This window comes from Alkaliphilus flagellatus (assembly GCF_018919215.1).
In the GTDB taxonomy this organism is placed as follows: Bacteria; Bacillota; Clostridia; order Peptostreptococcales; family Natronincolaceae; genus Alkaliphilus_B; species Alkaliphilus_B flagellatus.
The window spans coordinates 345,829-367,288 of sequence record NZ_JAHLQK010000001.1 but is presented as its reverse complement, the minus strand read 5'-3'; the positions used below and the strand labels follow the sequence as shown (position 1 = coordinate 367,288).

18 protein-coding genes are annotated in these 21,460 nt (G+C 29.7%); 1 reads left to right on the top strand and 17 read right to left on the bottom strand.

The window, feature by feature from the left end:
• Window positions 1–222 precede the first annotated feature (222 nt).
• Entirely contained in the window at window positions 223–924 is a 702-nt protein-coding gene (sfsA, locus tag KQI88_RS01625) for a DNA/RNA nuclease SfsA (RefSeq protein ID WP_216414618.1), read from the top strand.
• 256 nt (window positions 925–1,180) lie between these two features.
• On the opposite strand, the gene bcp is transcribed toward sfsA, so the two are convergent.
• From bcp to KQI88_RS01540, 17 genes are all read right to left on the bottom strand, one after another.
• Window positions 1,181–1,636, bottom strand: a complete 456-nt coding sequence (bcp, locus tag KQI88_RS01620) for a thioredoxin-dependent thiol peroxidase (RefSeq protein ID WP_216414617.1) — start codon at window positions 1,634–1,636, stop codon at window positions 1,181–1,183.
• A 144-nt stretch (window positions 1,637–1,780) separates the two neighbouring features.
• Window positions 1,781–2,551 carry a hypothetical protein gene (locus tag KQI88_RS01615; RefSeq protein WP_216414616.1) on the bottom strand — a complete coding sequence of 257 codons (771 nt, stop codon included), beginning with the start codon at window positions 2,549–2,551 and terminating at the stop codon, window positions 1,781–1,783.
• Window positions 2,552–2,554: 3 nt separating this feature from the next.
• Window positions 2,555–3,442 (bottom strand): ABC transporter ATP-binding protein, encoded by an 888-nt coding sequence (locus KQI88_RS01610; protein WP_216414615.1) that lies wholly within the window; start codon window positions 3,440–3,442, stop codon window positions 2,555–2,557.
• 18 nt (window positions 3,443–3,460) lie between these two features.
• Entirely contained in the window at window positions 3,461–4,483 is a 1,023-nt protein-coding gene (locus tag KQI88_RS01605; RefSeq protein ID WP_216414614.1) for a hypothetical protein, read from the bottom strand.
• A gap of 283 nt (window positions 4,484–4,766) precedes the next feature.
• Window positions 4,767–5,906, bottom strand: coding sequence for a hypothetical protein (locus KQI88_RS01600; protein WP_216414613.1), 1,140 nt, complete (start codon window positions 5,904–5,906; stop codon window positions 4,767–4,769).
• Between the two features lie 10 nt (window positions 5,907–5,916).
• Complete coding sequence (locus tag KQI88_RS01595; RefSeq protein ID WP_216414612.1) at window positions 5,917–7,176, bottom strand: ABC transporter permease subunit; 1,260 nt, start codon at window positions 7,174–7,176, stop codon at window positions 5,917–5,919.
• A gap of 5 nt (window positions 7,177–7,181) precedes the next feature.
• On the bottom strand, window positions 7,182–8,057 hold the full coding sequence (locus KQI88_RS01590; protein ID WP_216414611.1) for an ABC transporter ATP-binding protein: 876 nt from the start codon (window positions 8,055–8,057) through the stop codon (window positions 7,182–7,184).
• On the bottom strand, window positions 8,058–8,804 hold the full coding sequence (locus KQI88_RS01585; protein WP_216414610.1) for a hypothetical protein: 747 nt from the start codon (window positions 8,802–8,804) through the stop codon (window positions 8,058–8,060).
• Between the two features lies 1 nt (window position 8,805).
• Window positions 8,806–9,351 (bottom strand): RNA polymerase sigma factor, encoded by a 546-nt coding sequence (locus KQI88_RS01580; RefSeq protein WP_216414609.1) that lies wholly within the window; start codon window positions 9,349–9,351, stop codon window positions 8,806–8,808.
• A 280-nt stretch (window positions 9,352–9,631) separates the two neighbouring features.
• On the bottom strand, window positions 9,632–11,926 hold the full coding sequence (locus KQI88_RS01575; protein ID WP_216414608.1) for a xanthine dehydrogenase family protein molybdopterin-binding subunit: 2,295 nt from the start codon (window positions 11,924–11,926) through the stop codon (window positions 9,632–9,634).
• The gene (locus tag KQI88_RS01570) at window positions 11,910–12,377 is read right to left on the bottom strand and encodes a (2Fe-2S)-binding protein (RefSeq protein ID WP_216414607.1); all 468 of its coding nucleotides are present in this window, start codon (window positions 12,375–12,377) and stop codon (window positions 11,910–11,912) included. The genes KQI88_RS01575 and KQI88_RS01570 overlap by 17 nt, the downstream gene beginning before the upstream one ends.
• Entirely contained in the window at window positions 12,367–13,167 is an 801-nt protein-coding gene (locus tag KQI88_RS01565) for an FAD binding domain-containing protein (protein ID WP_216414606.1), read from the bottom strand. Before KQI88_RS01565 ends, KQI88_RS01570 begins: the two co-directional genes overlap by 11 nt.
• A 5-nt stretch (window positions 13,168–13,172) precedes the next feature.
• Entirely contained in the window at window positions 13,173–14,525 is a 1,353-nt protein-coding gene (locus tag KQI88_RS01560; protein WP_216414605.1) for a uracil-xanthine permease family protein, read from the bottom strand.
• A gap of 487 nt (window positions 14,526–15,012) precedes the next feature.
• Window positions 15,013–15,795, bottom strand: a complete 783-nt coding sequence (locus KQI88_RS01555) for a Na-translocating system protein MpsC family protein (RefSeq protein ID WP_216414604.1) — start codon at window positions 15,793–15,795, stop codon at window positions 15,013–15,015.
• Window positions 15,773–17,794, bottom strand: a complete 2,022-nt coding sequence (locus KQI88_RS01550) for an ABC transporter substrate-binding protein (RefSeq protein WP_216414603.1) — start codon at window positions 17,792–17,794, stop codon at window positions 15,773–15,775. The genes KQI88_RS01555 and KQI88_RS01550 overlap by 23 nt, the downstream gene beginning before the upstream one ends.
• Window positions 17,795–18,154: 360 nt before the next feature.
• Window positions 18,155–20,704 carry an ABC transporter permease gene (locus KQI88_RS01545; RefSeq protein WP_216414602.1) on the bottom strand — a complete coding sequence of 850 codons (2,550 nt, stop codon included), beginning with the start codon at window positions 20,702–20,704 and terminating at the stop codon, window positions 18,155–18,157.
• Window positions 20,701–21,378 (bottom strand): ABC transporter ATP-binding protein, encoded by a 678-nt coding sequence (locus KQI88_RS01540; RefSeq protein ID WP_216414601.1) that lies wholly within the window; start codon window positions 21,376–21,378, stop codon window positions 20,701–20,703. The genes KQI88_RS01545 and KQI88_RS01540 overlap by 4 nt, the downstream gene beginning before the upstream one ends.
• Between the last annotated feature and the right edge of the window lie 82 nt (window positions 21,379–21,460).

Below are 21,460 nucleotides of genomic sequence, written 5' to 3'. Positions count from 1 at the left end.
TTTTGTGACATAATATTAAAATTTTTAGTATAAAACTCTTTATTCTTAGCAAAGTTACTACTATACTTTCTTTATTCAATTAATATTAACATATGGATTGTTTCTTTATAATTACAATTAGAGTTATTATCATATATTGATGTATATTTGGGATAATGGTACAATAAGGCAAACAATAGTCTAGGTATAATATGTTGATTAATACTAAGAAGGAGAATATATGTGGAATATAAAAATATAATAGAAGGAATATTTTTAAAAAGACCTAACAGATTTATTGCACATGTGCTAATAAATGACAAAGAGGAAATAGTACATGTAAAAAGTACTGGAAGACTGGAGGAACTATTACTGCCAGGGGTTAAGGTTATTTTAGAAGACTGTACCCATAACATAAATAGAAAGACAAAGTATTCGCTTATAGCTGTTTGGAAGAATGACATGCTAGTAAATATAGATTCTCAAGTACCTAATGAAATAGTGTCCCAAGCTCTTCTAGAAAATAAAATTCAAGGTCTTGATAACTTAATACATTTAAAAAGAGAGGTTACCTTTAGAAATTCTAGATATGATATATACTTTGAATCTCAAAATCAAAAAGGATTTATTGAGGTAAAGGGGGTAACCCTAGAGAATGACGGAATTTCCATGTTTCCTGGAGCACCTACTGAAAGAGGTGCTAAACATGTACTAGAAATGATAGAAGCAGTAAAACAGGGCTATAGAGGCATCATACTCTTTCTAATTCAGATGAAAGGGCCAAAAATATTTAGATTACATTGGCAGATGGATAGTAAATTTTCAGTGACTACTAAACTTGCCAGTGAAAATGGAGTAGAGATATTAGCCTATGATTCTATCGTAAAAAGTAGCAGTATCTATATCGGTAACCCAATTAAAATAGATCTTGTTTCAAAATCCTAATTTTGCTTGTAATAATACTGATTTTACTTCTTTGTCATTGTTTCAATATGAATTTTAAATTACAATTCATACTAGAAAATCAATAGATAGATTATAAATTCTATAAAATAAAACCTATGGCTGCACATAGGTTTTATTTTATAACATTCAAGCATAGCTAATATATATATATCTTTGAGACCCTAGGAATATTTAAATTAGCATAATTTATTAATATCTTTTATACTTTTAAAGGAAGCTAATATGTTACCAACTATTATTTACACATCTCTTGTTTTATAAATTTTAATACTTCTTCTGCATGTCCTTTAGCTTTTACATTTCTAAATTCTTTTATCAATTCTCCATCTTTGTTAATTATAAAAGTTGATCTTTCTACTCCCATATATTCTTTGCCATACATTTTTTTTAGTTTCATCACATCAAATAGTTTGTGAACTTCTTCATCTTTATCACTAAGGAGTAAAAAAGGAAGATTCTGCTTTTCTCTAAATTTCGCATGGGACTTTAAACTATCTCTACTAATTGCAAGTATAATCGCATTTAATTTCTTAAATTCATCATATAAATCCCTGAATTCTGTTGCTTCTGTAGTACAACCTGATGTATTATCCTTAGGATAGAAGTAAATTACCACGCTTTGTCCCTTAAAATCATCTAATGAAACATTCATTCCATCAGTTTCTTGTAAAGTAAAATTATATTTTTGCATACTGCACCTCCTGTAATTCTTAATACCCCTTTTAGATCAAAACTACTCCTTTTTTAAACAATCTATTGCGAAAAATTATTTATCTTCCACTTTAATAAAAACCCAAATTTCATTTGCATCATTACAACTTCCGAACAATGATTTTTATCTTTCTTTTGTAAAAGCTTTTAAAGTAAATTTATGCAATAATATTAGTCCTACTATAAATATTATTATAAGAATAATTGGTGTTATAGTTGGAGATTTGTATCTTATCAGCTGAAAGCTCATCATTCCCCAAAGTGGTGTAAAAGCTAAATATTTTGATAATCCAATGCCACTTAAAAATCCTTCTAATATATATGGTAGCCCCATAATAAGCCCGCCAAATACAAAAGGAACTGCTGCTGACTTACTGATTGATGATAAAAACAATCCTATCTGTGCAAAGAAAAAAGATCCAAGTATAATAGTCAATAGAGTTATTAAAATCATTTGAATAACAGTAATATCCGAACCACTATTTCCAAAGTACCACAAACTCTTTAATGGAATATTTAGTCCATCAAATTTAAATTTGGTTAAAGCTGATAAAACTACAATTAAAAAAATTGAAATATTTATTATAGAAGCTGAAATTCCAGCAGCTATTGATTTTGCTAAAATGATTTCTCTTTTACCATTTTTCGTTGTTTTGATTAATCCCGCCATATTCGAGCTATATTCTAATGTATAAGCTGCTGAAAATATCATAAACATTATAATTCCCATTAAAGGAACTAGTCCATATCCTTTACTAAATATATCTGCATAAGTCTCCTCTATTGAAAAAGCTCTTATTGAAACAAAGCTTAAAAGCAATGAACCAACCCACACAATTAATATTCTTTTTTTAAAAAACATTTTTTTAAGTTCTAAAATTATAAGTGTACCCATCCATTACACCTCCCTAGTATTTTCTAAGTCAAAATAGAACATATAAACATCCTCAAACTTTGGCTCAACAGCTTCTATTTCTTTGTATGGAGGTATCTTATCACTAATAATTCTAAGTTCTACCTCATCAATTCCACGTTGAATATTTACTACTTTATAATTATTTTGTATCTCATTAACTTCATTCTCACTAGTAGATTTTATACTATAAACCTTACCTTCCATAGCAGAAAGGATATCCCTATGATTTCCCTTCATAAGAATGGCTCCATCTTTTATCATAATAGTTTCCTTCGCTATAGACTCTATATCTGAAATAATATGTGTAGAAAGTATAATAATTTTATCTTTAGAAATTTGTGAAATAAGATTTCTAAATCTTGCTCTTTCTTGAGGATCAAGTCCTGCTGTAGGCTCATCTAACACTAAAATTTTAGGATCATTTAATAAAGCTTGTGCTATTCCAACTCTTCTTTTCATTCCTCCAGAAAACTTACCTACTGCTTTATTTCTAACTTCATATAGTCCTACAAGTTTTAAAAGCTCTTCTATTTTTTTTGTAGCATTTTTACCAGTTAATCCTTTTAAAGCTCCTACATACTGTAGAAATTGTTTTGCTGAAAAGTTTTTATACACTCCAAACTCTTGTGGAAGATATCCTATTAAATCTCTATACTTATCATCTAATTTTTTTATATTCTCTCCATTATAAATAATTTCTCCTTCAGATGGCTCTGTTAAAGTTGTTATCTGCTTCATTATGGTGGTTTTTCCTGCACCATTAGGTCCTAAAAGCCCATATACGCCATTTTCAAGAGTAATTGTTATATTATCATTTGCTTTTTTTCTACCATAAGTTTTGGTTAAATTTTTTATTTCAAGTTTATTCATAAAATATACCTCCTCAATTTATCTAGTTAATAACTTTTTAAATGCAAAAACACAGAGTGCTACTCCTAAAAATATCATGGATATCAAGATTCCATTGGACAAGCTTAAAATATCTAAGTTTTTTCCAAAAATATCAACTTGTCCAGCATATATTCCTATAAACCCATCCGGATAAAATATTAAATTTATATAATTTACTTTGCTTAATATTATTAATAATGAGCTAGGTAAAAACTTAATAACTGTCAAAACTTTACCAATTCCTATAAAAATTAAAGTAGCACTTATAGATGTTAAAGAATTTGTTGAAATAAATGAGAAAAAACTTGCGAACACTGCTATACTAATAAGTATTACTGTAATGGTTGCAACCTTAAGTGTTAAATATTGAATGATAGTATAAGCCTTATAAAAAAAAGCACCAATATCAACGATTCTAAAGGCTTCGAGTTCTCCATTTACCGGCATTCCATACTGAACTAAAGTTATTAGAAATACTACCCCTAAATATAATCCATAAATAACAATAGGTATAATTATTGCTAATGCTAACTTTGAATATAAAGTCTTAAACTTATTTTTAGATGAAAGAATAATATTATCTACCCCTGAAATAATCTCATCTGTATATATATTTGAAAAGATCAAAACTAAAATAATTACTATAATGATTGACATAAAAGGATGGTCTACTCTATAATTAAAAACCTTATAAAAATCAACATCCTTATATTCCCTATATTTCATAGAACTTAAATACTCTTCGGCAGTATTTTTAAGTTTATTGGTAAAGGGGTTATCCTCCGAAATATTTACAACTTCCTCTAACTGATGAATTTTTTCATTAAATTTCCCCCCTGCAATTTCTTCTTTAGATCTAGTGTCCTCTATTAATTCATACCTATCATTCCTGTATATATTTTCTGTTTCTAATGTAGGCTTTAAAAAAATTGTAATACCCAAAAGAAAAATTAATAATGCTAATACTATAGATACTGTCTTAGCATTAAATATCTTTTTTAGCTCCCAAGAAATCATCAATATTATACCTCCTTATCTTTTGCTACAAATTTATTATATAGCTCCAAACTTACTCCATAATAAACTAAACCTTAACTAAACCTTAAAAAACTTTATTTCATAAAAATTCCACTATACAGCTTTTCAATTGTTTACTATATTATTTATAAAGTGTCTGTTATTTATTATAGTGCCCTAATTTCACTTTAACTTTATTTTTAAAATTTCTATTATAAAAAGATTAAGAAGCCATTTTGCTTAAAAGATAGCAAAATGGCTTCTTAAAAATTATTTTATGTTTATTTTAATCAACAATATCCAACAATCTTTCCCTTTTCCATCTTATTGTCATTGACACTATCGCAATAAAAATTAAAACTAAATAAGACACAGGTAAAAAATACTTTGAATATGAAATACTTGTCATATAATTTATAAGATATTTTAACAATACCTTAAAAGTAAATAGTGCTATTGGCAATTGAATGCCTATTACAGTTATATAGTTTTGTCCTATGCTGGAAACCAGCATAGACATTAAAGTAACAACAAAACCCAGCACATATATTGCAACTACTGTAAGAATAATATACTGAATAAATGTAAAGTCATACCAAGAAATAATGCTGTTAAATACTGAACTTATATTAGAATTAAAAAACATGGATATATTATTTGATGAATATAATACAAAGAAGCCTATAAACTGTAAACTTATTATTATAAAAGCTGATAAAATCCCTGCAGCTATCTTCTTTTTAAATATATTTCTTCCTATTTTAGAAGTGTACTGAAGATAATTTGTTTTATTCTTATTATCCCTTAAATATATTGGAGTTATCATAAACATTATACCTATTAGTATAGTAATAGATACATATTTTATTAAAATATTGTAGTTGAAAAAAACTACATCATTAAAAACAGAAGTCTCAATATCCTTTTCCAATATTTCCTTAACTCTTACTTCTTGCTTTTCATTGGATGCACTACTCATAACAATCTCGTCTCTGTTTTCATAAACTCTTATATACTCTTCCCTCCAAGGCAATTCCCAAAACACATCTATCTTTTTTCTAAATATTACATCGTCTTGTAATTTATCAAGCTCCTTATTACTTATATCCATATTAACAAACTCATCATAATTTGTTATCCCTGCTTTTTTAAAATCTTCTCTAGATTGAATATATTTATCTGCTTCTTCTTTAGCTTCACTATACCTAACCTTAAAATCTTCAAACTCTTCTTCATCCATAAATTCGCCATATTTATCTTGCATTTCTACAAACATATTATAGATATCTAAAGCTGGCCTACCATTTGGAAAAGAGGTTATATAAAACTCAATAAAAAGAAAATACATTACTCCAGTTATAACCATAAGTAAAAGTACAGATTTTATATTAAATATTTTTTTTACTTCATTTAAAATAATAGTCATCTAATTCACCTCAATATATATCTTGTTTTTTAAATATCTTAATTGATAAAAGACTAATAACTAATAAAAATACTGACCATATACCTACTGTAAGTAATTCATAGTATTTAAAAGTAAAAAATGCTCCACTTTCCATAAACCAAATAAAAGGATTTATAATTAAATAAAAAGGAGTAAATCCACCTATAAAAATAGCATTACTATTAGTGGGAACCATACCTGGAATAAGTATAGCTAAACCAAATACTATTGCAAATATAAAAAATACTATGTAACTATTTTTTATAGCTCTTGTTATTATGAATGTAATTCCAGTAAAAAGCAGTATGCACGCATAGATAAGCCCTATACCAGAAAATAAATATTGAATAAAGGACATATTCCACCAAGACATATAGGGCAAATTTTTCTCCATATTAAAATAACTACTTATAGGAACATTCCAAAGTCCTGAATAGTTAAAAGTTATAAAATACAAACCTAAACCAGTAACTAAAATAATTGTAGCTACTAAAATATTTGTAGCCATAGATATGAAAAGCTTATCTATAATTAAATTTCTCCCTCTTTTAGTTGTATAGGCTAGAGCTTCTGTATTATTATCAAATTCATAATTTACCAAATAAGCTGTAATAAGCACCACTAATATAAGCATTTCGAAAATAAAAGTCTTAAATAAGGTTCTAAACAATAAAGAGTGCATTTTATAAGCTTTCCCCATGAAAAATAGGTTTTTATGCTCTTTATTTTCAACTAATTCTTCAAATCTTTTACTAAAATCCTTATATTGATTTCTTACAGTATCTGCAGCATTTCCACTAAGTCCATATTTTTCTATTTGACCTTCAGCTATTTTCATAGGATCAATATTTGAATAAACTTCGTCAATTTCTCCAATTGTATAATAATATGCTTCTACTATTCCTAACTCTTTTATAAACTCTACTTCTTCTTTATTGTAAACATCTTCAATATAGAGGTTTTCCACAAAAATCTCTGCCACGCTACTATAGTTTTTTGATGTCCTTTCATATGTTATTTCATTTAGTTTTTTTAGTTCACCATCATAATACTCTTTGAAATTATCTACCATTTCATCATCTATTTTATAACCAAACTTACTTACAATCTCATTTAATACCTGTAAATCTTCTTTAAAATATGAGTTTTGAAATATAATTACAGAATTAAATATAATAAATATAAGTAAAAGTCCTATTATAACTGGAGAAGTTATGGCCTTTTTAAATTCATTTTTTCTTATACCCATAGCCCTTACTCCTTTACTAAAACTTCATCTTTATAAACATAAAGAAATACATCTTCTATACTTGGATTTACATGTATCCAACCATCTTCTAATTTGTTTTCAGATATAAATCTGATTTTCATTTTGCCATCTTCCTGCTTCTCAGATAATGAAAAATACTGTTGTCTAAAGTTTAAAACTTGATCAAATTCAATTTCTGTTTCATAGACCATTCCATCAAGAATTTTGCATATATTTTTTAAATTATCTTTATAGAGAACTGCCCTATCTTTTATCATAATTATTTCATTGGCTATTGACTCTATATCAGAAACAATATGGGTTGAAAGAATAACTATTCGTTCTCTAGATAAGTCCGTTAATAAATTTCTAAATCGTACTCTTTCCTTTGGATCTAATCCAGCAGTAGGCTCGTCTAATATAAGAATCTTAGGATCGTTGAGCATAGCTTGAGCTATACCAACTCTTTGAATCATTCCACCTGAAAATTTTTTCATTTTTTTATCTGCTACATTTTCAAGTCCAACTAATTTTAAAAGTTCATTTATCTTTTCATCAGAATTTTTTCTATCCATCCCTTTCAATGCAGATAAATAGTGAAGAAATTTTCTAGGGCTATAGCTTTTATAATAACCAAAGTCTTGAGGCAAGTAACCTAATATATCTCTATAATTGTCACCCATTTTAAAAATATCTGTACCATTATAAAGTATTTCTCCTTCATTTGGAAAAAGTAAGGTAGTCAACATTTTAATTAAAGTAGTCTTACCCGCTCCATTTGGTGCTAATAATCCATAAACACCATTTGTAAATTCAAGATTTATATTTTTAAGAACTGAAAATTTTCCATAGCTTTTACTTACGTTATTTACCATTAACATTTAAATCACCTCTTCTATATTTCTAAAACTAATAAGTGCTTTAATATTTTTTATATAAATAAATAGAGAAACAACAGTTACAGCTAACCATGTATATATAGAAATATTGCTTAATAGTTGAGCATACAAATTAATATCAAATATACATAGGGCTAAATTGACAACTATCCAACCTAATACAATAAAATATTTTGTAAATTTTGATTGAAGTTTTGTAATTGTAAATAGAAAAACTGTAGAGAATAAAAATAGTGATGATATTGAAATTGCAAAAGCTCTTAAAAAGCTTAGATTTGTATATATAGATATAATTGTATATACAAATAAAAAGTTAACTAAAATGCATATAGTACTGAATACAAGCATTCTAAAAGCGGATATTTGATACATATTATACTTACATGTCATTTCTATTTCATAAGTTCCATTCTGCTTTGCACTAATAAAGGATGAAATTGACATCACTAAATACAATATAGGTGAAACTGTAAACAAATAGGCATATATACCTCCAGTTTTAGCAATATTATATATATTGCTATTAGTAATTGTAAAAAACAAAATAGAAGATACTAATAAAATAGTAAACATAATTTCTAGGCCGTCACGAAATAAATATCTAATTCCTATATGTTTGTACATATTTTTTAAATAAGAATAGAAAGATTCTTTTTGATATAAACCTTTTGCTACAATAGTATCTATTTCGGTCTTTATTGTTTTTTCATCAGGCATATCTATTCTCATGCTATACCACCTCAAGATCCTTTCTAATTTTTCTAAGCATTGAGTAATACTTTGTTTTGACTGTGGACTCAGATATTTGCAATGTATTTGATATTTCTAAAAAAGTATAATCTGCAAAAAGCTTTAAGCGAAATATTTGTTGGTTTGCAGCATCAAATCTATTTACTATGTCAATTATCTTTTTAACCTCTTCTTTATTTTCTACTATAACTTCTATATTTTCCTCATCGTATATGTTAAAATCATCAATAGAAACTGCTATACTAGTATATTTGTAATATTTGGAACGATAATAATCTACTATACGATAAGTTGCTATTCTATATAGCCAAGTTCGAAAAGAAGCTTTTTTTTCATCATAACTATATATTGACTTTAGCATGCTTATAAAAATTTCCTGAGTCAAATCCATAGATAACTCTTTATCAACTGTCTGTTTGTATACATATGAATATATTTCTTCGTAATATATAGAAACAAGCTCATTAGCTGCAGCTTTACTTGATTTCTTTTTTATTTTTTTTATTAGTCTCTTATCTCTGTCCATAATTCACCACTTATCCATATGTTTTAGAAAAATTATAGATGTATTTTTTTATTCTATTATTATATTCGTAATAAATTTATAAATAGTTTTAGTTTTAGTTTTAGTTTTAGTTTTAATTTTATTTTAATAAAAAGCTGATAGGATTATATCAATCCTATCAGCTTTTTTATTAACCCATATTTCGTAACATCTCTTGAATATACTCTAGTGGCGCCTTTGATTATACTTAAATACTATTTTGTACTGGTTAATTATTTTTATAACTTAAGCTACTGCTTAACTATAATTTAAGTAGTATTTTTTCTGGAGTAGCTGGTAGGTCTCTAATTCTAACTCCACAGGCATTATATATTGCATCAGTAATAGCAGGTGCCACAGTATTGATAACTACTTCTCCTATGGATTTGGCGCCATATGGTCCTGTTTCATCATATCCATCTGCTAATTCAACATATATATTACCTATATCTTTTCTAGTTGGTATTTTGTACTCCATAAAGGTATCGTTAATTAGTCTACCTTGTTTGGTGTATTTTACTTCTTCATAAAGGGCAAATCCTATTCCTTGAACTATTCCACCCTCTACCTGTACTTTAGCAAGCTTTGGATTAATTGGAGTCCCGCAATCTACTACACCAATAAAATTAATTATTTCTACCTTTCCTGTTTCAATATCTACATCTACTTCTGCAAACCCTGCCATATACGGTGGCGCCGCCTTTTTCGGAACAAAAGATCCAGTTGTAGTTAACTGCGTAAAAAGCATATTATATGTAATTTTTTTCGAGAAATCTTCCAAACTTATATTTTCCTTACTATCTTTTCTAATAATCTTACTACCACTAAAAATTATATTGTTATCTACAGTATTAAAATATTTTGCCCCATACATAACTATAAGTTTTTTCATTTTTTCTGCAGCATCTATTATTGCATTACCAGTTGTATAAGTAGTGCTAGATGCATAAGCTCCACTATCAAAAGGAGTTATATCCGTATCTGCAGTATAAACAATAATTTTATTAATATCAACATCTAGAGCTTCAGCTGCAATCTGACTTAATATTGTATCACTGCCTGTTCCAATATCAGTAGCACCAAGCAATAGTGTAAAAAACCCATCATCATTAAGCTTTAATGTAGCAGATGCCATATCAATATTAGGAATACCGGAACCCTGTTGAGATATTGCCATTCCTACACCTCTTACCCTTGTAGAGCTTATCTTTTTCATAGGATATTTTTCATCCCATGAGATTAATTCTTTACCTCTATTTACACAATACTCCAAAAGACAACTATCCATGTACATAGGATCATTTCCTGCACCTTTTGTTACCATATTATATAAAGGTGTGGTTTCTCCTTGCTTTATCATATTTTTCTCTCTCAGTTTTATGGGATCTATATTAAGTTCTTTAGCTAATTCATTAATTGCAGATTCTAATGCAAAGGTTCCTTGAGTAACTCCAAATCCTCTTAATGCTCCTCCAGGAACATGATTAGTATAAAGGGCCTTTCCTTCAAATCTACAGGCTTCCACTTTATTATATAAGGTTAATACTTTTTTGCCTGCTGATCCTAAAGTTGTGTGGGCGTGCTCACCATAGGCTCCCGTATCCCATAACCCTTTCATATCTATGGCTTTTATTTTTCCATCTCTATCCGACCCAATTGTTATATCAAAAGTCATTGCATGTCTTGAAGTAGTGCCTCTAAATACCTCTCTCCGACTATATATAATCTTTGAGGCTTTTCCAGTTTTTAGTGTTACTAAAGCTGGGTAAAATTCAGAATGAACTGTTTGCTTCGATCCAAATCCCCCACCTACACGAGGCTTTATAATTCTTATCTTGCTCATAGGAATATCTAAAGCATTTGCCAATATCCTTCTTACGTGAAATGGTATTTGTGTTGATGTTACAACTACCAGCCTACCATAGTTATCTAAGTATGTATAACTTCTCTGAGTCTCCATCATTGCTTGAGCTTGAGCTTGAGTGTTATAACTCCTCTTAATAATAATCTCACTTTCCTCTAAAGCCTTTTCTATATCTCCTAGACCAAAATCTATTTTAGCTACTATGTTCTTCTCTCTATTAAATCCTACTTCCACTTTAGTAAAAATATCTTCTTCTGGATGTACTAAAATGCTATTCTCTGCTTCTTTAAGGTCTAGCACTGGGTCTAATACCTCGTATTCAACCTTTACTAACTTCATAGCTTTTGTAGCTGTTTTTTCATCTATAGCTGCTATAATAGCTACATCATCCCCTACATGTCTAACATAGTCATCTAATAAAAATTTATCATAGGGAGATAGCTCTGGATAACACTGCCCAGCTCGTGTATAAGGTTTTCTTATGACGTTTTTATAAGTAAATATGCACTCCACTCCAGGTATCTTTTCTGCAATGCTTGTATCTATATTTTTTATTTTTGCAAAGGCATGTGGACTCCTTAATACCTTTACAATAAGAGCATCTTTAGGAGCAAAGTCATCAGTATATGCAGCTTTACCCATCACCAGACTCATACCATCTAGTTTAGATATGCTACTATTTACGGTTTTCATTATACTTTCCCTCCAAATACTTTTTTATAGCTCTCAACTGTCCTATGTACCCTGTACATCTGCACAAGTTACCGTTTAAAAAATAAAGTATTTCCTCATCTGTTGGATTTTGAACACATTTTTCTAAATATATAATACTCATTATTGTTCCACTACTACAATATCCACATTGATCTACACCTTCATCCACCAAATATTTGCCGATTTCTTTTGCCTCATTTTGAACTCCTTCTATGGTAGTTATTTCTTGTCCCTCTACTCTAGCAGATAATAATACACAAGATAAAACAGCTTTATCATTCAAATGAATAGTACATACCCCACAGGTACCAGTATCACAACCTTGCTTTACTCCAATGTAGCCATTATTTCTTAATGTATCAACAAGAAATTCATCTGGACTGATGTCAAATGATTTTTTAACTCCATTTATCTTTACATTAAGCTTCAAGACAAGTCACCTCCATCAAAGCCCTTTTCCCTAGTACTGCGCATATTCTTTTTCTATAATCACTACTTCCTCTGCTATTTGTACCAAATATAACTTCTTCACTTAATATATCTAAGGCAATCGGAATATTTTGTTGGGTCAATTTGTTTTTGTTGATATATTCCATAGTTTTATAAGCTAAAACTGCTCTGCCCGGCCTTGCTCCCACAGCTATTTTATAGTAGTCTTCTTTTGATACAGCTATGTTTAATATAGCGTAGTCTGCCCTAGAATTTCTCATGGACTTAAAGCTTGCAATTTTACTATCTTTCTTAATAATTATGCTTTGTAAAATATCCTTATCTTTATAATCCTCAGCTAAAAATACTTCCAAAGGAATAATCCCACGTTTATAAAGCTTTACGCTTGTATCAAGAACCATTAAAGCGGTAATAAAATCTGAGAATCCATATTTAGAGTAAACTGTTCCGCCTACTGTTACTATATTTCTTAACTGAACTCCCACAATCTCTTTCAAAGAAATACTAAGTATATCATTAAAATATTTCTTTAATATTGAAGAATGCTCAATATCTCCAAATGTAGACATAGCTCCTATCTCTATATAATCATCTAATTCTGTAATATAATTTAAATTGCATTTTGATAAATCAATTGCAGTAGATATATTTTTTTTACCCATACGTATAAATGCTCCTCCACCAAATAAGGTTGCAGATTTGCTTGATGTTAAATAACCATATGCTTCTTCAACTGTTTTTGGAACAGCATAATTTCTTATTGTTATCAAATTATTCACTCCTTTAATTCCATTTCTTCCCTCTCATTTTGTTCATCTGCTAGTGTTTTTTTAGGAAGAATTAAATTTAATACAAATACAACAACTGTAGAAATTATAACTGCTGAACTACCAAATACCATCATTACCCAATTTGGGAAAAGAGCTAATGATTGAGGAACTTGAGTAACCCCTATTCCCAATGCTACTGCCAAACCTACAATAGTTATGTTTCTACCAGACAATTCATCTTGTATAATAAGTTGAATACCTGTCATAGTTATCATTCCAAATACTGTGATTGTAGCCCCACCTAGTACACATTGAGGAATTGTAGTCATTATAGCTCCAAATTTCGGAATAAAAGCACCTACAAGTAAAAAGCCAGCTGCCAAAGCTAAAATAAACTTACTAATAACCTTAGTCATAGCTACTATACCTACGTTTTGGCTATAGGTAGCCGTAGGAAGTCCTCCTAATAAAGAAGCAATTAAACTACAAAATCCATTTCCAATAATTCCTCCAGAAAGTTCTTTATCAGTTACTTCTCTACCCATACCACCAACTGTTGTTGCAGATAAATCACCTACAGCCTGAACAGAGTTAACTATATACATTATTACCATTGTGATAATTGCAGATGGATAAAATTCAATTCCAAAATATAATGGTTTAGGAATAGCAAACCATGCAGCCTCTTTTACTGGTGTAAAGTCAACTATTCTAAAGATTATGGAGATAATATAGCCTACTATGATTCCTACCAAAATTGAAGCTAGTTTAATATATCCTTTAGAAAATTGATTACAGAATAAAACTACTGCAAGAGTAATCATAGCAATGCCCCAATTTATGAAGGCTCCATAATTTGGTGCACCCATACCACCAGCAATATAATTTATAGCTATAGGATAAAGAGATAATCCAATAGTAAATACAACTGTTCCAGCTACAAGTGGCGGAAAGTATTTTCTTATTGGCTTAATAAATATACCAACAATAATTGCAGCAATCCCCCCTATAAGTTGAGCTCCAAAGATGCCTGAAATTCCATATTGCGATCCAATGGCAATAAGCGAAGGAACATAAGCAAAGCTAACCCCCATTATAATAGGAAGACCTGAACCTATTTTCCCTATTGGATAAAGTTGCAATAGAGTTGCAATTCCAGCTATAAACATGCCACATTGTACGAGCAATGTTCTGTCATTTGTATTAAGTCCTACTACACCAGCAATAATAATAGCTGGTGTAACATTCCCAACAATCATTGCTAAAACATGTTGCAATCCCAATGGTATTGCTTTTCCCAATGGTGGAACTCCATTCAAATCAAAAACAGACATATTTGACTTACTCTTTTCTATCATTTCAGTCCCCCCCGATTTAATTTTGTATTCCCAATGCAAACTACTTTACTATCTAAAATCCTATTTATCCGTTTACTTACAATTTCAAAGCTCCGCTTCTTTAAGTAGCACATAGGAATTGCATAGTCCATGGATATACCCATAGAGCACTTACATGATTCTCAGTTCAGTGTAAGCAAAGCTTCCTCTAAACTGGATATTAACTTGTCACCCCTTTCCTTTATCCAACTTATTTGTTGGATTATTTACTTTACAAAAAAAGTCAGCACAAAAGAAGAATTACTTCTTAAGTGCTGACCTTTTAAAGCTTAACAATTATTGTTATCTCTAAGAATTGTCAACTAGATATTCAGTTGTATAGCTTAAATATTCAAACTAAAAGAGCCAAAACTTAATTTCTCTCTTAGCATTATTTTGTATATTTTGAGTTGTTTGTTAATATTCTAACATATTGCAATTGAGATTTCAACCACAATTTTTATAATGTTTATAATATTGAAAATATTATTCTATCTATATTCTTTCTACAGTCACAGACTATATCACAGAATTTCACTGAATTATCTAGTATACCTTCTATTTTTTTTTCTAATTCTTCGCTGCCCTCTATATAAAAAAGTCTTCTATTATATTCAACCAGACTGTGATTTTTATTGTTGGAGATTAGATATAATTCAAAATTTGTAAGGATATCAAATGCCTTAATTTCTATTAAATTTGCCTCTATAAAAACGTGAAGATCCCTAGGTCCTTTTCCACTATGTAGCTTAATAAAATGAGCTACTTCACTCTTTATTTTCTTTTCTAAATTATTTTTTTTATCCTTATCTAGTATAATATTATTGTTTAAGATTGTATCCTTCAATTGGTTCTTAAAAATTTCTTTACCTATTTTTTCCATACTATGTATAAGTTCCTTTGGATTAATAGGTTTAAGTACATACTTTATAATACCTACATCCACAGCTTCTAATATAGTATCAGTATCTGATATAGCTGAAGTAATAATAATTGATGAATTATACCCCATATTTCTAATTTCTTTTATCATTTGTAATCCATCCATAACTGGCATTTTTAAGTCTGTTATAATAATATGAGGTTTGTTTTGTCTAAATGTTTCAATACCATTAACACCATTTTCTGCAGTATATAACTTGCCTACACGACGCTTTAAATACTTAACCATCTCATTTTTAGTGAAATCTTCATCCTCTACATATAGCACTTTTAGATTACATAGAACACTACTCGGTTCTACCTTCATCATTTTTATCTACCCCTTTACACGGAACTGCTACTATCATTTTGACTCCTTTATCTGTGTTTTCCCAACTTATGTTTCCATTTAAATTATTTTTAATAATAATTTTAGTCATATAAAGACCTAGGCCTGTTCCTTGAGACTTATCCTTTGTGGTAAAATAAACATCAAAGATTTTATCTTTTATATCCTCACTAATTCCTCCTCCGCTATCTTGTATTTCAGTTATAATCATATCTTCCTTTTTATATATATTAATTAAGATTTGTCTATTCTCTACATCTGTATTTAATAATGCATCTATAGAGTTAACTATAATATTAAATATTGCTTGAGAATATTGATTATTATACCCGTAGCCTTTATCCATAGTAATATATCCAAAGAAAACCTTTATATTACTAAGTCTTAGCTTTTCTTCCAATAATTCTATTACAGAAACTATACTGTCATAAATACAGAATTCCGCTTTGCTTTCCTTAGGATTTGAAAGGTATCTAAAGTCATCGATAGTTTCTGACATCTTATTAATAAGTCTTCTTGATCTTTCTATAGCATCTTTTAAAGACTCCTTGCTTAATTCTTCATACATAAATTCATCTTCAATATTTGTAAGAATCAAGCCTAAATTATTAAGTGGCTGTCTCCATTGATGAGCTATATTTGCAATCATTTCTCCCATAGCTGCCATCCTAGCTTGATATATTATAATACCTTCTTTTTTCTTATTTTCTTCCATTTCATTTTGAAACAAATTTTCAAGCTGGTTCATTGTATTTTTTGCTGTTAGATGTATTAATAATATTGCTACTAATACCATCAAGCTAGAAAAAGATAATGTCCTCATAATCTTTTCTTGACGTTTTGTTTCTTGCATAAGTATTGCCTCATAATCAAAAATAAGTTGATCCAAAATAATATCACCAGATACAATACCTAACTTATGTAAATATTCATGAGTTGTTTTCCATCTATGAGGATTTATATTTCCTATTTGTATCACTGGATAAAATGTAAGATCTAAAATCTTTTCTGCCTGGAATCTATTTCTATCAATAATTTCTTCTACATTTTCCTCTGTTGATATAAATGATGTAGCTATCTTTTCTGCCATTTCTTCAGTATTTTCTAAAGCGTATTCCCATCCTCTTAAAGTAGCTCTTTTAAAACGTTCGACTAGTTCTGGATTCTCCCTCGCAAGTGCTACTGTTGTAAAAAGACTATCTCCATAAAAATCTATTCCATAATCTATAGGCTTTATAGATTTTAATTCAATATCTTCTCTTTGCGAATAATATAAGATACTACTAAGATATACTGGTACTACATCAAATCGTTTAGTTATTAAGTCATCTATTGTAAAATTTCCATTATGTTTGTATAATTCTAATTGATTTGGATTTAATCCTTCAGCAATAAGCATTGCCTGTAGTTCAATATCCAATAAGTCATTTTCTCTTCTTGCAGTTTTTAAATTAACTAAATCCACTATAGAATTAAAATGAGTTTCTTCCTTCATAAAAAATTCTACAGCACTCCTTTGAAATATTGATGCTATAATAGCTAAATTAAACTCTTCATCATTCTTAATTAAAATATCTACTGCTCCTACACCAAAATCAGCCCTTCCTTCTGCAACTTCATCTGTTGCCTGTAATATTTGTCCATCCTCTGTAAAGGCTGATCGAATTTCTACTTTAAGATCTTCATCATCATAATATCCCTGCCATAAAGCTGCATAGTATCCTGCAAACTGAAATTGATGGTCCCATCTAAGTTGTAATATTACTTTATCCATGGCTTCAGCTTTATATAAAGTTGCGTTAAATACAAGAATTAAAATCAGAATAAAAATAATACTCCTATATTTTTTATGCCATCGCTTACAATTCCAAGTCTGCCACTTCTTTAAGTGAGAATTAGGAATTGCATAGTATCTGGATAACACGACTTTGCGTTCAGTGTGAGTAAAAACTTCCTCTGAACTAAGTCTTAGTTTAGTCATATTCCCCATCCCCTTAGTTTGGTTAAATACAGTACAATAAATATATATTATATTTCATTTAACCCTTACATACCTGTTATCCCTAGCCCCTAGAAAATAAATTAATTTGAATTAGATAAGAATAAAATCTTTTTAAAAATTATTAAAATACATAATTTTGTATGTGTTATAAAAAATTAGTTAATTATATTTTACTATATTAAGGTTATATTTACCATTAAATTGGCAATATTTAACCTCTTATAATTAAACTAAGACTTAGCTCACCGAAAGTAAAAACTTCATCTTAACTAAGTCTTAGTCTATTAGCTTATAATTGGATTCTTAGTGAAATTACTATAATAGTAGTTTTTGAAACAATTATTCTATTTCTCTTAATCTTTCTACAATACTTTGCTTACTAATACCATGATATGCTACATAAGGTACTATCAAGGATAGTGTAATCAATATTGGGTAGGTAATTAATAATGGCATAATAACAAACTGATAGCTAAAAAACCACAATTGCCCAACAATTCCTTCAATGATACCAACTGAGAATACAGTTCCTAGAGTAAATGAAAATATAATGGTGTAAGCTGCATAATATAAACCTTCAAAGCATAGCATACGGTTTAGTTGCTTTCCAGTCATACCTATACTTTGTAGCATAGCAAACTCCTGACGCCTTGCCAAAATACTAGTAAACATAGAGTTTATAAAGTTTAGAATACCAATTAAACCAATTATGAAACTGAGTATACCGCCTACTGTTATTAACATATTCTGAAAATCATTAAAGTTATTTACATAAACTTGCTTAGATTCATAATCCATAAGTGGCTCTACTTGTTCCGTATATCCTTTGATAAAAGACTCCATATTAGCTTCCTTATCATCCGACACATTAAATGCATATGTCATAACAACAGGTTCAGTGACTATCTTTAAATATTCCTCTGTAGGGAGGTACATAGCAAATTCATCAAAGCTACGGTTAGAAATAGTATATTGCTTTATTCTAGTTTTTGCCATAACTTCATATTCATGTTTTTTGCCATCCACTGTTATCTCTACAGTGTCCCCAATTTGATAGTGTGAAGTATCCCATAATATATTACCGTGATCACCTTCATGTACTCCTTCTATAATGTACTTTCCACTTTTTAATTTTTCTATATCTAATTGTCCTTCAACAATGTCTAAGCGGGAAAGAGGAAAGTCTTCCATACCATATAAATCTAACATTGGTTGCCCATTTATTGCTTTGTTTACAGGATATCCAAGATAACTAGGTTCATCGGGATTCTCTCGATAAACCGAACAGTCACCAACATAAATATTATAGTAAATCCTACCTCCTACTTCAAAACCCTCTTGGTCTTCTACAGCAGATATAAAGCTTTCACTAAGCTCATCCTCTGGAAACCGAAAATGGTTCATGTTAAAATAATTAGCATGCCCGATAAGAAAGTCAGTATCTACAAATTTTGAAACAAATTTATCCATATCGAAACCACTAGAAATGGTAAATACTGAATTAAGAAGTACCAAACTGAGTGTCATAGATATAATGGCAATTATAGTTCGCTTTTTATTTCTACCAAGGTTAGAAAGTGCCATTCTCCATAACTTTCCACCATCTGTAGAATGCTTCATCTTTTTTCTGATCTGCTCACTACCTCCACTGTATCGTACTGCCTCTACAGGAGAAACCCTTCCAGCAATTTTGCCAGGTTTACGAGTGCTAATAAATACTGTAACTAAAGCAAATATTGAAGCACCTATAAAGATAATAGGATTAAAGGATACATCTGCCCGTGGACCACTATAATTTGAAATTCCCATAATCATTGGAAGTAGTGCCCTTCCGATCAAAAATCCTATACAAAGGCCAATAGGAATCCCTATAATAGATAATATAATAGCCTGACGTGAAATAATCCGTTTAATTTGTTTAGATGTTGTTCCAATGGTTTTTAATAGTCCATATAACTTAATGTCTTTTATAACAGAAATTTGAAAGATATTATATATAATCAAATATCCTGTAAATATAATTAGTACTAGTAACATTAACACCGCTACAACAGTGACTGGATCTGAGCTTGAAAAATTACTAGAAAGATAGGCCCAGTTTACATTGCAGTCTATATCTGTAGGTAGTGGTTCGCTTTTTTCTCCCTCTGCAGGAACTGTATAACCACTATCTGTAATTACCTTGAACAGCTTTCCCTCTAAGTTAGAACTATTTTTAAACATAATATATGAGTTTATAACTCCTGTCATATTATAGTCTGTTCTATATGTGTGTACAAGCTGGTTAGCATGTAAGTCCATAAATTCACGAGAAATGATAGCAAACCCCACATTAAAAATAGGATCACTTTCCCAAAAACCAGATAGTACAAAATCTTTTTGTATCTGCTTTCCTTTCATGGTATATGTCAGTGGTACTTTTGCTCCAACTTCATGGGGAACTCCTAATAAATCCAAGGTTTTGGTATCCGTAATAATTTCATTTTCCTTCATTGGAGCATTACCTGTAGTTGGTTCACAAAATCCAAGTTTCATAGCAGTCTCATCCATATAATACATTTCTACATGGCGTTTTAAAAATTCAATGTTATCTACACTATCCGCAATTATTTTGTTGTAGCTAATTTCTTTAATCAAAGGATGGTCTTTCATGTTGTTGTACTGCTCATCAGTTATATATTTTAAAACAGCATGTCCGTCTCCACCAGCCTGTCTCATAGCTTGATTTTGAAAGCTTTCTATCATACCAATGCCAATAGTAAAAAGGCTTGTAAATAAAATTGTAGTCAATGCTATTGCAATAATAGCCATTAGATTTCTAGTTTTACTTGCTCTAAAACTTTTAAAGGCAATGCGATTGATAACCTTTTTATTCTGTACCTGAATCATTGTCCACCACCACCTACTATTTTGCCGTCCTCAATGCGGATGGTGCGGTCAGCCATTTGTGCCATCTCCTCGTTATGAGTAATCATAACAATAGTTTGATTAAAGCGCTGGCTCGTTACTTTTAATAGTCCTAAAACATCTAGGCTTGTTTTACTATCTAAGTTGCCCGTAGGCTCATCTGCAAGGATAATTGCAGGTTTAGTAGCTAAGGCTCTTGCAATTGCAACACGTTGTTGTTGTCCACCAGAAAGATTATTTGGTAGATTGTTAAGCTTAGTCTCTAAACCTAAAGTAGTGATAATTTGATCAACATAGTCCTTATCAACCTTATTTCCATCTAACTCAATAGGTAGAGTAATGTTTTCATATACATTTAATATAGGTACAAGGTTATAACTTTGAAATATAAACCCAATCTTTCTCCTTCTAAAAATAGTCAATTCATCATCTTTTAGAGAAAGAATCTCTTTGCCATCTACCCTTACTGTTCCGTCAGTTGCTCGGTCAAGTCCCCCAAGCATGTGCAATAGAGTAGATTTACCGCTACCCGATGTACCTACAATTGAAACAAACTCTCCACGCTCTACTGTCAAGTTTATACCATCTAAAGCTTTTACTAAATTTGGCTCCCCACCATAATGCTTAATTAAATTATGTGTTTCTAAAATACTCATAAAATAACCTCCATAAAAAATATAGTCCATATCACCTTATGATATAGACTATAACAAAATCATCTTTCTCAAATCTTTCTCA

What these genes read in the sequence shown, in the direction of transcription:
- KQI88_RS01560 (WP_216414605.1), bottom strand. Translation starts at nt 14,525, where the DNA reads ATGATAGAAAAGAGTAAGTCAAATATGTCTGTTTTTGATTTGAATGGA.
- KQI88_RS01545 (WP_216414602.1), bottom strand. Translation starts at nt 20,704, where the DNA reads ATGATTCAGGTACAGAATAAAAAGGTTATCAATCGCATTGCCTTTAAA.
- KQI88_RS01600 (WP_216414613.1), bottom strand. Translation starts at nt 5,906, where the DNA reads ATGACTATTATTTTAAATGAAGTAAAAAAAATATTTAATATAAAATCT.
- bcp (WP_216414617.1), bottom strand. Translation starts at nt 1,636, where the DNA reads ATGCAAAAATATAATTTTACTTTACAAGAAACTGATGGAATGAATGTT.
- KQI88_RS01555 (WP_216414604.1), bottom strand. Translation starts at nt 15,795, where the DNA reads ATGATGAAGGTAGAACCGAGTAGTGTTCTATGTAATCTAAAAGTGCTA.
- KQI88_RS01610 (WP_216414615.1), bottom strand. Translation starts at nt 3,442, where the DNA reads ATGAATAAACTTGAAATAAAAAATTTAACCAAAACTTATGGTAGAAAA.
- KQI88_RS01550 (WP_216414603.1), bottom strand. Translation starts at nt 17,794, where the DNA reads ATGACTAAACTAAGACTTAGTTCAGAGGAAGTTTTTACTCACACTGAA.
- KQI88_RS01575 (WP_216414608.1), bottom strand. Translation starts at nt 11,926, where the DNA reads ATGAAAACCGTAAATAGTAGCATATCTAAACTAGATGGTATGAGTCTG.
- KQI88_RS01540 (WP_216414601.1), bottom strand. Translation starts at nt 21,378, where the DNA reads ATGAGTATTTTAGAAACACATAATTTAATTAAGCATTATGGTGGGGAG.
- KQI88_RS01590 (WP_216414611.1), bottom strand. Translation starts at nt 8,057, where the DNA reads ATGTTAATGGTAAATAACGTAAGTAAAAGCTATGGAAAATTTTCAGTT.
- KQI88_RS01580 (WP_216414609.1), bottom strand. Translation starts at nt 9,351, where the DNA reads ATGGACAGAGATAAGAGACTAATAAAAAAAATAAAAAAGAAATCAAGT.
- KQI88_RS01615 (WP_216414616.1), bottom strand. Translation starts at nt 2,551, where the DNA reads ATGGGTACACTTATAATTTTAGAACTTAAAAAAATGTTTTTTAAAAAA.
- KQI88_RS01585 (WP_216414610.1), bottom strand. Translation starts at nt 8,804, where the DNA reads ATGAGAATAGATATGCCTGATGAAAAAACAATAAAGACCGAAATAGAT.
- KQI88_RS01595 (WP_216414612.1), bottom strand. Translation starts at nt 7,176, where the DNA reads ATGGGTATAAGAAAAAATGAATTTAAAAAGGCCATAACTTCTCCAGTT.